Origin of the sequence: Kitasatospora sp. Root107, assembly GCF_001424875.1 — a bacterium.
Lineage (GTDB): Bacteria > Actinomycetota > Actinomycetes > Streptomycetales > Streptomycetaceae > Kitasatospora.
In genome coordinates, this window is the sequence record NZ_LMCT01000001.1 from 498,591 (window position 1) to 511,253 (window position 12,663).

General features: G+C 72.0%; 12 protein-coding genes. 5 read left to right on the forward strand and 7 right to left on the reverse strand.

Going from position 1 to position 12,663, the window contains the following annotated elements:
• Positions 1–39: 39 nt before the first annotated feature.
• The 6 genes from ASC99_RS02175 to ASC99_RS02200 all read right to left on the reverse strand — a co-directional run bounded on the left by ASC99_RS02175 (position 40) and on the right by ASC99_RS02200 (position 4,940).
• Complete coding sequence (locus tag ASC99_RS02175) at positions 40–639, reverse strand: GNAT family N-acetyltransferase (protein WP_369824303.1); 600 nt, start codon at positions 637–639, stop codon at positions 40–42.
• Positions 640–662: 23 nt separating this feature from the next.
• Entirely contained in the window at positions 663–1,178 is a 516-nt protein-coding gene (locus ASC99_RS02180) for a molybdenum cofactor biosynthesis protein B (protein ID WP_057227488.1), read from the reverse strand.
• Complete coding sequence (gene moaC, locus ASC99_RS02185; RefSeq protein WP_235502766.1) at positions 1,175–1,621, reverse strand: cyclic pyranopterin monophosphate synthase MoaC; 447 nt, start codon at positions 1,619–1,621, stop codon at positions 1,175–1,177. Before moaC ends, ASC99_RS02180 begins: the two co-directional genes overlap by 4 nt.
• 107 nt (positions 1,622–1,728) lie before the next feature.
• Positions 1,729–3,036 (reverse strand): gephyrin-like molybdotransferase Glp, encoded by a 1,308-nt coding sequence (glp, locus tag ASC99_RS02190; protein WP_057227492.1) that lies wholly within the window; start codon positions 3,034–3,036, stop codon positions 1,729–1,731.
• Positions 3,037–3,056: 20 nt separating this feature from the next.
• On the reverse strand, positions 3,057–3,977 hold the full coding sequence (galU, locus tag ASC99_RS02195; RefSeq protein WP_057227494.1) for a UTP--glucose-1-phosphate uridylyltransferase GalU: 921 nt from the start codon (positions 3,975–3,977) through the stop codon (positions 3,057–3,059).
• 72 nt (positions 3,978–4,049) lie between these two features.
• Positions 4,050–4,940, reverse strand: coding sequence for a GGDEF domain-containing protein (locus tag ASC99_RS02200; protein WP_057227495.1), 891 nt, complete (start codon positions 4,938–4,940; stop codon positions 4,050–4,052).
• Positions 4,941–5,043: 103 nt separating this feature from the next.
• Between ASC99_RS02200 and ASC99_RS02205 the strand changes: the two genes are divergently transcribed.
• Positions 5,044–5,622: a 5-formyltetrahydrofolate cyclo-ligase gene (locus ASC99_RS02205; protein WP_057227498.1), complete on the forward strand. Its 579-nt coding sequence runs from the start codon at positions 5,044–5,046 to the stop codon at positions 5,620–5,622.
• A 9-nt stretch (positions 5,623–5,631) separates the two neighbouring features.
• Here the strand turns inward: ASC99_RS02205 and ASC99_RS02210 are convergent, their stop codons facing one another.
• Positions 5,632–8,367 (reverse strand): penicillin acylase family protein, encoded by a 2,736-nt coding sequence (locus ASC99_RS02210; RefSeq protein ID WP_057227501.1) that lies wholly within the window; start codon positions 8,365–8,367, stop codon positions 5,632–5,634.
• 274 nt (positions 8,368–8,641) lie between these two features.
• On the opposite strand from ASC99_RS02210, the gene ASC99_RS02215 reads away from it, so the two are divergent.
• The 4 genes from ASC99_RS02215 to ASC99_RS02230 all read left to right on the forward strand — a co-directional run bounded on the left by ASC99_RS02215 (position 8,642) and on the right by ASC99_RS02230 (position 12,612).
• Complete coding sequence (locus ASC99_RS02215; protein ID WP_057227502.1) at positions 8,642–10,126, forward strand: potassium/proton antiporter; 1,485 nt, start codon at positions 8,642–8,644, stop codon at positions 10,124–10,126.
• A gap of 297 nt (positions 10,127–10,423) precedes the next feature.
• Complete coding sequence (locus tag ASC99_RS02220) at positions 10,424–11,722, forward strand: MFS transporter (RefSeq protein WP_057227504.1); 1,299 nt, start codon at positions 10,424–10,426, stop codon at positions 11,720–11,722.
• A gap of 80 nt (positions 11,723–11,802) precedes the next feature.
• The gene (locus ASC99_RS36840; RefSeq protein ID WP_082598009.1) at positions 11,803–12,114 is read left to right on the forward strand and encodes an FmdB family zinc ribbon protein; all 312 of its coding nucleotides are present in this window, start codon (positions 11,803–11,805) and stop codon (positions 12,112–12,114) included.
• Between the two features lie 207 nt (positions 12,115–12,321).
• Positions 12,322–12,612, forward strand: coding sequence for a hypothetical protein (locus ASC99_RS02230; RefSeq protein ID WP_057227507.1), 291 nt, complete (start codon positions 12,322–12,324; stop codon positions 12,610–12,612).
• The last annotated feature ends 51 nt before the right edge of the window (positions 12,613–12,663 follow it).

Below are 12,663 nucleotides of genomic sequence, written 5' to 3' on the forward strand. Positions count from 1 at the left end.
GGCGACGATGCCATATCGATATCTATTTCGAACACTTATTCAATTATCGCGCCGGTCCTGGCTTCTGATCGACCGCCAGCGGTTCAGCATGCCCTCCGGCACCTCCTCGGTGGTCAGCGCGTACACCAGGTGGTCCCGCCAGTCGCCGTCGATGTGCAGATAGCGTGGCCGCATTCCCTCCTCGCGGAAGCCGAGCTTTTCGGCCACCCGGCGGCTCGGCCAGTTCTCCGGCCGAATGCAGACCTCGATCCGGTGCAGGCCGAGAGTGCCGAAGCAGTGGTCGACGGCCAGCGCGACGGCGGTCGGCATGATGCCGCGACCGGCCACCGACTCGTCCACCCAGTAGCCGATGTTGGCCGAACACATCGAGCCCCAGGTCATCCCACCGACCGTCAGCTGCCCGACCAGTCGGCCGCGGTGCAGCACCACGAAGGGCACCATCCGGCCCGCCGCCGCCTCGTGCCGCAGGTAGCGGGCCATCTGCCGGAAGGTCGGCCGGGGCACCCCGGCCCGGCCGGGACCGGCGGGCGGGACGGTGGCCTCCCAGCGGCGCAGCCAGTCCCGGTTGCGCTGGCTGACCTCCTGCCAGGACCGCTGGTCGCGGACCCGGATCGGACGCAGCGCGACGTCCCCCTCCAGGAGTTCGACCTGCCAGGAGGCGTTCAGGGCGCGCTCCCCTCATCGGAGCCGGAGCCGGTGGCAACAGGACGGGGGTGGTCGCCACCACCGAGCTGGTCCACGGCGTGCGGGAGCAGCGGTGCCAGCACGGCCAGGCCGTCCTTCACGCCTCCGGTGGAGCCCGGCAGGTTGACGATCAGGGTGCGTCCGGCCAGGCCGGCCAGGCCCCTGGACAGTGCCGAGGTGGGCACCTTCTCCCGGCCGTAGGCCCGGATCGCCTCGGCGATGCCGGGGATCTGACGGTCGATCACCCGGGCGGTCATCTCCGGGGTGAGGTCCATCGGCGAGATGCCGGTACCGCCGGTGGTCACCACCGCGTCGTACCCGGCGGCCACGGCGGCCCGCAGTGCGGCCTCCACCGGCTCGCCGTCCGGGACCACCTGCGGCCCGTCCACGGCGAAGCCCATCGCCCGCAGGCCCTCGGCGACCAGCGGGCCGCCCCTGTCCTCGTACACCCCGGCCGAGGCCCGGTTGGAGACGGTGACGGCGAGCGCCCTCACTCCGACACCGCCGAGCCGGAGGCCGTCCAGTCGCCGCTCTTGCCGCCGGTCTTGCTGAGCACCCGGACGTGCTCGATGGTGGCGCCCTTGTCGACCGCCTTGACCATGTCGATCACGGTCAGCCCGGCCACCGCGACGGCGGTCAGGGCCTCCATCTCGACGCCGGTCCGGTCGGCGGTCCGCACGGTGGCGGTGATCTCGACGGCGTCGTCGGCCACGGTGAGCTCGACGGTGACGCCGGAGATCGCGATCGGGTGGCAGAGCGGGATCAGCTCAGGGGTCTTCTTGGCACCCATGATCCCGGCGATCCGGGCCACCGCGAGGGCGTCGCCCTTGGGGACGCCCTCGCCACGCAGCAGCTCGATCACCCGGGCGGCCACCCGGACCCGTCCGGCGGCGACGGCCGTCCGGACGGTGGTGGCCTTCTCGGAGACGTCGACCATCCGGGCGGCGCCGGTCTCGTCGACGTGGGTGAGGCGCGGTGTTTCGGACAAGGGGACTCCACGGTGGCACGGGTCAAGTACCGCGCTACCGTACAACCCCGCCCCGGTCAGCCCGTGAGAAGGACCACATCAACGGTGCGTCCCGCCGCCACCGAGGTCTCGTCCTCGGGCACGGCGATCAGACAGTTGGCCCGGGCCAGCGCGCCGACCAGGTGCGAACCCTCGCCGCCGACCGGCGCCACCTCGCCGTCCTCGGGCGAGTACCAGCCGCGCAGGAACTGCCGCCGACCGGCCGGGGAGCGCAGGTCGGCGGTGCAGACCGCGCGGACCACCGGCCGGTGGATGTCGGGCGCGCCCATCATGGTGCGGATCACCGGGCGGACGAACAGCTCGAAGGAGATGTACGAGCTGACCGGGTTGCCCGGCAGGGCGAGCAGCGGGGTGCCCTGGATCCGGCCGAAGCCCTGCGGCTTGCCGGGCTGCATCCGCAGCCGCCGGAAGTCCATCTCGCCGTACTCGGCGAAGACCTCCTTGACCACGTCGTACGCGCCGACGCTCACCCCGCCGCTGGTGACGATCAGGTCGGCCCGGCCGAGCTGGTCCTCCAGGACGGCCCGGAGAACGGACGCGTCGTCAGGAACGCCGCCGACCCGGTACGCGATCGCCCCGGCGTCCTGGGCGGCGGCGGTCAGCGTGAAGCTGTTGGAGTCGGAGATCTGGCCGGGGCCCACCGGGTCACCGGGCTGGACGAGTTCGCTGCCGGTGGAGAGCACCACCACGCGCGGGCGGGGGCGGACCCGGACGGTGCCGCGGCCGATCGCGGCCAGCAGGCCGAGCTGGGTGGGGCCGAGCAGGGCGCCCGCCTCCAGCACCCGCTCCCCTGCCGACAGGTCGCTGCCCCGGCGGCGGATGTGCGCGCCCTCGGTGACCGGGCGGAGCACCCGGACCTCGTCCGAACGGTCCGCGGGCGCGGCGGTCATCGCGTCGGCGGCCCGGCCGGTGCCGCTGCCGCCGTCGGTCCACTCGACCGGGGCGACCGCCTCCGCGCCGGGCGGCACGGGCGCGCCGGTCATGATCCGGGCGGTCTGGCCGGGGCCGACCTTGGGGAGTTCACCCGCACCGGCCGCAATCTCGCCGACCACGGTGAGCACCGAGGGGTACTGCTCGGTGGCCCCTGCGGTGTCGGTGGTGCGGACCGCGTAGCCGTCCATCGAGCTGTTGTCGAAGGGCGGCAGGTCGACCTCCGAGGAGACGTCCTCGGCCAGCCGGCAGCCCTGGGCGTCGAGCAGCTGGAGCTCGATCGGCGGGAGCGGGACGACATCTGACAGTACGTCCGCCAGATGCTCGTCCACGCTCCACATGCGCGGCGGCGCCGGGGTCTCTTCGCAGCAGGAATCCGAAGTCGTCCCGGTCATCGCTCACACTCGCCTTCTGGTCAGCCCTGCATCTCCGTGGCGACGAACTCCTTGAGCCAGGACCGGAACTCCGGGCCGAGGTCATCACGTTCGCACGCCAGACGGACGATAGCGCGAAGGTAGTCCGCGCGGTCGCCGGTGTCGTACCGGCGGCCCTTGAAGAGCACCCCGTGCACCGGGCCGCCGCCGGTCTCGTCGCGGGTCGCCAACTCGCGCAGCGCGTCGGTCAGCTGGATCTCGCCGCCCCGGCCGGGCTCGGTCTCGCGCAGCACGTCGAAGACGGCCGGGTCGAGGACGTAGCGGCCGATCACCGCGTAGTTCGACGGGGCGTCGGCCGTGTCGGGCTTCTCCACCAGGTCCGTGATCCGGAAGACGTCCTCGCCGAAGCCGTTGGGCTTGACCGCGGCGCAGCCGTACAGGTGGATCTGCTCCGGCTCGACCTCCATCAGCGCCACCACCGAGCCGCCGAGCTCCTGCTGGACCTCGATCATCCGGGACAGCAGCGGGTCGCGCGGGTCGATCAGGTCGTCACCGAGCAGGACCGCGAACGGCTGGCCCGCCACGTGCTGCTCGGCAACCGAGACCGCGTGGCCGAGGCCCTTCGGGTCGCCCTGACGGACGTAGTGCATGTTGGCCAGCTGCACCGACTCCTGGACCCGGCGGAGCTTGTCCTTGTCACCCTTACGAGCGAGCAGCTCCTCGAGCTCGTAGGCCCGGTCGAAGTGGTCCTCGAGAGCGCGCTTGTTGCGGCCCGTGACCATCAGTATGTCGGAGAGGCCGGCTGCGGCGGCCTCCTCGACGACGTACTGGATCGCGGGCTTGTCGACGACCGGCAGCATCTCCTTCGGGGTGGCCTTGGTCGCGGGGAGGAACCGGGTCCCCAGCCCGGCGGCAGGCACCACGGCCTTGGTGACAGGGAGGCGGGTGTTCGTCGTCGTCATGCGTCAGACCTTACTAAGGCGGGGTTCCACCGGGCTGAGAGCAGGGTTAACCAGCGATGAACCAACGGCTGGTCAGGGGCCCGTGTCGTGTCCAGCAGCCACAGCGGCCGTCGAGTGGGCGGTGCCGGCGGAGGTGAGGGAGGCCTTCTCCGTACCGGGCGACAGATTACCGGTGATTTCGGCCGCCTCCGCCACGCCGTCCACCCCGATCAGCTCGGCAGCCTCCGCCACCCCGCCCAGCCCGGCCAGCTCGGCCGCCCCGCGCCAGCAGTCGCCGCCCCCGGCGCGCGCCACCCCGAGCGCGCGGTCGGCGGCGCGCAGCAGCAGCGCGGCGTGCGCCCCGTCCTCCGGGAGCACCGCGATCCCGACCGCCGCGGTCAGACCGTTCCGCCCCGACACCCGGCCCGGCTCCGCACCGGCCGGGGACCAGTCGAGCAACTGGTGCCTGCGGACCGTCCAGCAGAGCCGCTCGGCCACCTGCACCGCGCCGTCCAGGCCGGTGTCCGGCAGCACCACCAGGAACTCCTCGCCGCCGTACCGACCGAGGGTGTCCGAGCGGCGGATCTCCACGCTCAGCCGCTGCGCGAGGTCGCGCAGTATCGCGTTGCCCCGGGCCCGGCCGTGCTCGGCGACCACCGCCTCGAAGCCCGCGATCTCCACCATCAGCAGGGCCAACGGCCGTGGCACGGCACCCGGGTCGACTCGGCGGGCGCGCTCCACCTCACGGTCCAGGGTGAGCTGGAGGTGCCGGTAGTTCCACACCCCGGTGAGCGGGTCGCAGGACGCGGTGCGCTGGAGCACGTCCCGCTCGGCGGTCAGCTCGTCGACCAGGAGCCGGAGCGCGGCCTCCCGACTCTCGGCGTCGGCGGCCCGTCGGCGCAGCCGAAGGCCCGTCAGGGCGACGGCGCCCAGCGCCGGGGCGCTGAGCACGGCCAGCGCCTGGACCAGGAACGGGGTGGACATCCGGTGCCTTCCGCATGTCAGGCTCTGTGCACCGGGAAGCCGCCGCTCGCCGAGAGGGAGTGCGGGCGGGCCACCCGGCCGGAGCGGGACCAAGGAGTATCCAGTGCACAACGACAAAGCCGGTCTGAGGTCACGCCTGCTCGCAGAACGGCGTGAACTGTCCCCCGAACGGCGGGAGCACGCCGCCGCACGGCTGGCCGCGCACGCCGGGTCGCTCGCGCGGGCGGGCCAGACCGTCGCGGCGTACGTCTCGGTCGGTGGCGAGCCCGGCACCCGGCCGCTGCTGGACGCGCTGCGGGCGGACGGGGTCCGGGTGCTGCTGCCCGTCCTGCTGCCCGACAACGACCTGGACTGGGCCGAGTACCAGGGCCCGGAGTCACTCGCCCCGGCCGGTCGCGGCCTGCTGGAGCCGACCGGTCCACGGCTCGGCCCGGACGCGGTCTGCGCGGCCGAGCTGGTCCTGCTGCCCGGCCTCGCGGTGGACCGCCGCGGCATCCGGCTGGGCCGCGGCGGCGGCTCCTACGACCGGGTGCTGGCCCGGCTGACCCGCCGTCAGGCCGACCCGGTGCTGGCCACCCTGCTGTACGACACCGAGCTGCTGGACACCGTCCCGGCCGAGCCGCACGACCTGCCGGTGCACGCCGTGGTCACCCCGTCCGGCGTGCACCGGCTGGCCGGCTGAGCGGCCGGCTCAGCCGCTGGTGAGCACCAGCTTGTGCTTGGTGGCCTGCTCGACCTGCTCCGGGGACCAGGCCCAGGGCAGCAGTTCGCCCTTGATCCAGAGCTCGGTCTGGTCGTTGTAGTTGTCGTGGAAGGCGTGCCCGGAGGCGCCGCCGACGTTGATCCAGTGCGAGGCGTCGAAGTTGCTCAGGTCGACCACCATCCGCATCGAGGGCACCCAGTCCACCTGGTAGCCCGCCGCCGCGTTCCAGCCCGCCGCGTTGACCGCCGCGGTGCCGCCGGAGAGCTGGTACGGGCCCCGGTTCAGCAGCTTGTGCACGAGCCCGGAGGCGGCCGAGGAGTCGTCCTTGCCGAGGGTCTGCTCGGTGAGCGTCAGGGTGTGCAGCCGGCCCCAGCTCCAGGTGGAGATGTCCTTGGTGAGCTTGGCGGTCAGCTCCTGCCTGGCGTTCTTGAGCGACTCGGCGAGCAGCTTGCCGAGGCCCTGCTGGGACTGGTGGTTGACGTCCTTGTACTCCCACCACGGGCTGTCCGGCTGGTCGAGCAGGGTGCGCACCACCTCGGTCCAGCGGTCCCCGCCGTCCGGCTGGGCCTGGCCCGGGTCACGGGTGCCGCAGACGGTGACCGGCGGTGCCGGGTTGAGGTCGTCGTCCGGCAGCGTGGAGTCGCGCTTCTGACGGACCAGCAGGCAGTCGCCCTCGACCCGCAGCCCGGCCGGGAACTTCTGGCCGAAGGCGAGCGTGAGCAGCTGACGCCAGACCGCGTTGTAGTAGGCGGCGGCGGCCGAGTCGGCGTCCTGGTGGAAGTTCCAGTCCTTCAGCAGGTCCTGGGCCTCGCGCACGTACGGGTCGTCGATCCGGACCTTGAGCAGCAGCGGCACCAGGGTCTTGGCCATCACGCTGGTGTTGTCCAGCTGCATGAGCCGCATGTCGTCCGGGGAGATCTTGCCGTCGTTCTTCAGCCGGTCGGCGATCTGATCGGTGATCTCCTTGGCCCGAGTGCCGTACTCCCAGTCCTTGGTCAGCAGGTAGCTGTACTTCTGGTCCACCACGGCCTGGTTTGCGGTGACGATGTAGCCGGCCGTCGGGTTGAAGCTGTAGGGCAGCGACCTGAACGGGATCGGCTCGACCTTCCCGGCGGAGTCGGTCTTCCAGCCGTACGAGGAGTCCCAGCCCGGCGCGGGGTAGCGGCCGTCGCCCTTGGTGCGCTGCGGGATCAGGCCGGGTGCCTGGTAGCCGATGTTGTTCTTGGTGTCGGCGTAGATCAGGTTCTGCGCGGGGACCGAGAAGTCGGCCGCGGCGGTGCGGAACGTGTCCCAGTTGCCCGCCAGGTCCAGCTTGAAGACCGCGTCCATGGTCTTCCCCGGGACCAGCGCCGTCCACTGCAGGGCGACGCCGTAACCGGCGGCCCGGTCGGGGGCGTTGTCGGCGGGGGCGTACTTGCCGACGTTCTGCTGCTCGGTGCTCTTGTCGGAGATCAGCGGGCCGCGGTCGGTGCTGCGCACCACGATGGTGCGGTCCTCACCGCCGGCCACCTTGATGGTCTCCTTGCGGGTCTCGAAGGACTTCTGCTTGCCGTCCACCAGGTAGGTCTCCGGGCTGGTGACCTTCTGCAGGTAGAGGTCGGTCACGTCGGCGCCCAGGTTGGTGAAGCCCCAGGAGATGTTCTGGTTGTGGCCGATCACCACGCCCGGCATCCCGGCGAAGGTGTAACCCGCGGCGTCGAACCCGCAGGCCGGACCGACGCTGCGGCAGTGCAGGCCCATCTGGTACCAGACCGACGGCATGGCCGGGCCGAGGTGCGGGTCGTTGGCCATCAACGGCTTGCCGGTGGTGGTGAACTGGCCGCGGACCACCCAGGAGTTGGAGCCGATGCCCTGGCCGGGCCGCCCCAGCAGCTGCGGCAGCGTGGCCATCCGGTCGGCCACGTCCTTGAGCAGCGCCTCGCTGCCGGCCCGGCCCTGGGTGGTGGCCGTCGCGGGCGCCGCAGGGGCCGTACCGTCGGCCGGCTGGTAGACGCCGTCGACGACCTTGCCGGTCTTCACGATGGTGCCGTTGCGGTCGTACGGGTAGGCGGGGTAGAGCTGGTCGATCTTCTCCGGGCTGAAGTCCTGGGCCAGCAGCGAGCGGTCGATCTCCTCCTGCATGTTGCCGGAGAGGTTCCAGGCCATCGCCTTGAGCCAGGAGACCGAGTCCACCGGGTCCCAGGCCTCGGGCTTGTAGTCGCCGTTCACCGCGCCGAGCAGCGAGTACTCGAGCGAGGCCGAGCTGCCGCCGGGGTGCTCGCGCAGCCAGGCGTTCACGCCCTCGCTGTACGCCTGCAGGTACTTCTTGGTGTCCGGGGCGAGCAGCTGGTCGTACTCCTGCTGGGCCACCCGGCGCCAGCCCATGGTGCGCAGGAAGGAGTCGGTCTCGACCTGGCCGGAGCCGAACATCTCGGACAGCCGCCCGGCGGTGATGTGCCGTCGGACGTCCATCTCCCAGAACCGGTCCTGGGCCTGCACGTAGCCCTGGGCCCGGAACAGGTCCTCGGAGCTGTCGGCGTAGAGCTGCGGAATCCCGTTGCCGTCGCGCTTGACGTCCACCGGCGCGGTCATCCCGGCCACCTTGACGCTGCCCTCGACCACCGGGAACGACGACCGGACGGTCTGCACGGCGAAGAACCCGGCGCCCGCGGTGCCCGCGATCAACAGCACGACCAGCACGAGCACGAACAGACGAGCGCGCCGGAACCTCTTCGAGCGGGGCATCTGGTTGAGTCCTTGGCTGGGAGACGGGCGGCCGTGACAGACCACCACATTAGGGCGCACCGGCCGAGGGAGCCGCACCCGGGGGCGTCCAGGCCGGATCAGGTGGACCCTACCGGGCCAAGCTGGACGGGAGCTGGTCGGCCGGATGTAAAAGAACAGGTAAAATGTTAGACTCGGTAACGACTTGCAGCCGACGGACCGTCAGGTCCCCTGCCGGACGCTGCCTTCAGACGCCCCATCAGCCCGCCCCCTCACTGCGCCGAGGTGCCACTGCGTGACTGTCGACGACCTGAACCGCTTTCTGCTCGAAGCCGCCGTGGTCCTGCTGGTCGCGGTGGTCGCGGTGCGCATCTCGACCCGCTCCGGCCTCCCCAGCCTGCTGATCTACCTCGGGATCGGAGTGGCGCTCGGCCAGAACGGCCTGGGCATCGAGTTCAACAACGCCGAGCTGACCCAGGTGCTCGGCTACACGGCGCTGGTCGTGATCCTCGCCGAGGGCGGCCTGAAGACCAGCTGGCGGTCCATCAAACCCGTGATGCCGGCCGCCACCGTGCTGGCCACCGCGGGCGTCGCGGTCAGCGTCGCGGTCACCGCGGCCGGCGCGCACTACCTGGCCGACTTCGACTGGCGCACCTCACTGCTGCTCGGCGCGATCGTCTCCTCCACCGACGCCGCCGCGGTCTTCTCGGTGCTGCGCACCGTCCCGCTGCCGTCCCGGCTGAACGGACTGCTGGAGGCCGAGTCCGGCTTCAACGACGCCCCCGTGGTGATCCTGGTGCTGGCCTTCGCCACCAGCGGCCCGCTGGACTCCTGGTACGTGCTGGTCGGCACGATCATCGCCGAGCTGGCGATCGGTGCCGCGGTCGGCCTGGCGATCGGCAAGCTCGGCGCGTACGCCGTCCGGCACATGGCGCTGCCGTCCTCCGGCCTCTACCCGATCGCCGTGATGTCGCTGGCGGTCGGCGCGTACGCGGGCGGCGCGCTGCTGCACGGCTCCGGCTTCCTCGCGGTCTACGTCGCCTCGCTGGTGCTCGGGAACTCCAAGCTCCCGCACGGCCCGGCGGTGCGCGGCTTCGCGGACGGGCTGGCCTGGATCGGGCAGATCGGCATGTTCGTGGTGCTCGGCCTGCTCTGCACGCCCGCCAGCATGGGCAGTGCGATCATCCCCGCGCTGGTGCTGGGCACCGTGCTGGTCTTCCTGGCCCGGCCCGCCTCGGTGCTGATGACCATGACGCCGTTCCGGCTGCCCTGGCGCGAGCAGGCACTGCTCAGCTGGGCCGGGCTGCGCGGCGCGGTGCCCATCGTGCTGGCCACCATCCCGCTGGTCGCGCAGGCCCCGCTGGCCCGCGAGGTGTTCAACATCGTCTTCATCCTGGTGGTGGTCTTCACCCTGCTCCAGGGCCCCACCCTGCCGCTGGTCGCCAAGTGGCTGCGGATCTCGGAGGGCGCGCTCGGCCAGGACCTCGGGATCGAGTCCGCCCCGCTGGAGCGCCTGCACGGCCAGCTGCTCTCGGTCTCGCTCTCGGCCGGCTCCCGGATGGCCGGGGTGGAGATCAGCGAACTCCGGCTGCCCGCCGGGGCCGCCGTCACCCTGGTGGTCCGCGACGGCAGCAGCTTCGTCCCCGACCGCACCACCGTGCTCCGCCCGCTCGACGAACTGCTGGTGGTCACCACCGAGGAGGTCAGCGAGGCCGCCGAGCGCCGACTGCGCGCGGTCGACCAGGGCGGAAAGCTGGCGGGGTGGCTGCGCGGGCGGTAGTTCATGTGTTTTGCGCGACGTTCACCTTCGGTTCGCTGGGCGAGTCGCCGTCCAACCCGTAAGATGACGGATAAAGCTTTGGTATCAACTGACACATCCGCAACATCTGCCTGAAGCAGAGTTGGCGCGACCGCTCGGCGGCCGCGGTCCGCAGCAGTTCCTGCCCTCTGGCCCCCGCTTCCACGACGGCCAGCCGGACCCGGTATCACCCCGGTCGACGCGCGAGAGGACGACTCTCGGCGCCGTCGGGGTCTCCCAACCCCTTCCGCGCTACCAGGCAGCAGAAGGAAACCAACCGTGACGGCCCGCCGAACGGTCGACAACCCCACCCGCGTCGGGTACGGAGCGCTGCTCCGCACCCCCGGTGCCTGGACGTTCCTGGCACCCGCATTCGCGGCCCGGCTCCCGTACGCCATGCTCAGTCTGGGCATCGTGCTGCTGGTGCTGGACACTCACGGCTCCTACGGCACCGCCGGGCTGGTCGCGGCGGTCGCCGCGGTCGCCCAGGCCCTGATCGGCCCGCAGACCGGCCGGCTGGCCGACCGGTACGGGCAGTCCGCCGTACTGCTGCCGAGCGTCCTGGTGCACGCCCTCTCGGTCGGCGCGCTGATCGCGCTGGCTGTGGGCCACGCACCGGTCTGGACGCTCTTCCTGGCCGCCGCGCCCGCCGGGGCCAGCGTCCCGCAGATCGGCGCGATGGTCCGGGCCCGCTGGGTCTCCCGGCTCTCCGACTCCCCGGCCACGTTGAACACGGCCTTCGCCTTCGAGTCGGTCACCGACGAGTTCACCTTCGTGATCGGCCCGGTGCTGGCCGGCCTGATCGCGACCGGGATCAACCCCTCGGCCGGACTGATCGCCGAGGCCGCCCTCACCGTGGCCGGCGGCCTGGCCTTCGCCGCCCAGCGCTCCACCGCACCGGCCCGGCACCCCCGCACCGCCGGGGTCAAGCGCGCCTCGGCCCTCGCCTCCCCGGGCGTCCGGCTGCTGGCGGGCTCCTTCCTGGGCGTGGGCACCATCTTCGGCGCCATGCAGGTCTCGATCACCGCCTTCGCCAAGGCCGGCGGCCAGGAGGACCTGAGCGGCATCGTCTACGGCGTCTTCGCCGGCGGCTCGATGCTGGCCGGTGTGCTGTACGGGCTGGTCAACTGGCGGCACTCGGCCCGGCAGCGGATGCTCGGCTGCTACGCCCTGCTGGTGCTCGGCTGCTCCACCCTGTGGGCGATGCCCAACCTGACCTCGCTGGCGATCGCCGGGCTGTTCTGCGGCCTGGCCATCGCTCCCACCCTGATCACCGGCTACACGCTGGTCGAGACCCTGGTCGCGGACGGCGCCAAGACCGAGGCCTTCACCTGGCTCACCGGCGCCATCGGCCTTGGCCTGGCGGCGGGCTCCACGGTGGCCGGGATGCTGATCGACAGCTACGGCGCCTCGGGCGGATTCGTGGTGCCGGTGGTGGGCTCCGGGCTCGGCCTGGTCGCCCTGCTGACACTGCGTCGACTGCTGGTCGCGCCGAGCGCTCCGAGCCGCACCGTGGCCCGGGGCGGAACCGTCGGCGGTGGGCAGGCGTCCGTTCTCACACCTGCGGCGCTGGACTGATCCCACGGAATGCCGCATCATTGAGGATCGTTAGCACTCATCAGGCGAGAGTGCCAGGGGGAACTGCAGGAGGAAGCCAAGTGCCCACGTACCAGTACCAGTGCACCGAGTGCGGGACCGGCATGGAGGCGGTGCAGAAGTTCACCGACGACGCGCTGACCACGTGCCCCGAGTGCCAGGGGCGGCTCCGCAAGGTCTTCTCCGCCGTGGGTGTGGTCTTCAAGGGTTCGGGCTTCTACCGCACCGACAGCCGCTCCTCGTCCAGCAGCTCGGTGAGCTCCTCGACGTCGGCGTCCTCGGCCCCGGCCGCCTCGACGCCCGCTCCGGCGGCCTCGGCCGGCTCCTCGTCGTCGTCCTCGGCATCGAGCTCGGCCTCGGCTTCGACCAGCTGACCCGCGTCTTTCCGGACGGCCCGGTCCCGCACTTCGGTGCGGGGCCGGGCCGTCCGGCTTTTCCACAGCCGGACGGGTGACCTGCGCTGTCCACAGCCCCGGGTTGTCCACAGGGTTGCGCCTCGTTCTGCCACCGCCTCCGGCCCGGCCGCACGCTGATCCCGCGACGTTCCCTCGACGACGCGTCCCGATCGGAGGCGGTGCCCCATGACCACCCTGCACGCCCGCGCCACGGTGCCCAGCACGATCTCATCGGTCCCGCCCCGCCAGGTGGTCCCGGTCTTCGCACCGATCCGCCGCGGCTCCGGCGGCCGGCACCGGCTCCAGCGGGCCGTCCGCCACCGCCCGGGCCTGCTCGCCACCAGCCTGCTGGCCGCAGCCACCGCCCTAGCCGCCGGCCCGCTGCGCCCCGGCTCACCACCCCCGGCCTCGTCCCCAGCCGTGGCGGCCGAGGCCGTCAGCGCACCCCGCTGCCCCGGCACGGCTCCGCCCTCATAAACCGACGGAGCGTCAACTCCGCGCCGCGAAGATCACCCGTAACCGATCCGG

Excerpts from the sequence above, each read along its gene's own strand:
- ASC99_RS02200 (WP_057227495.1), bottom strand. The coding sequence starts at position 4,940 with ATGTCCACCCCGTTCCTGGTCCAGGCGCTGGCCGTGCTCAGCGCCCCG.
- ASC99_RS02210 (WP_057227501.1), bottom strand. The coding sequence starts at position 8,367 with ATGCCCCGCTCGAAGAGGTTCCGGCGCGCTCGTCTGTTCGTGCTCGTG.
- ASC99_RS02230 (WP_057227507.1), top strand. The coding sequence starts at position 12,322 with ATGACCACCCTGCACGCCCGCGCCACGGTGCCCAGCACGATCTCATCG.
- moaC (WP_235502766.1), bottom strand. The coding sequence starts at position 1,621 with ATGGTCGACGTCTCCGAGAAGGCCACCACCGTCCGGACGGCCGTCGCC.
- galU (WP_057227494.1), bottom strand. The coding sequence starts at position 3,977 with ATGACGACGACGAACACCCGCCTCCCTGTCACCAAGGCCGTGGTGCCT.
- glp (WP_057227492.1), bottom strand. The coding sequence starts at position 3,036 with ATGACCGGGACGACTTCGGATTCCTGCTGCGAAGAGACCCCGGCGCCG.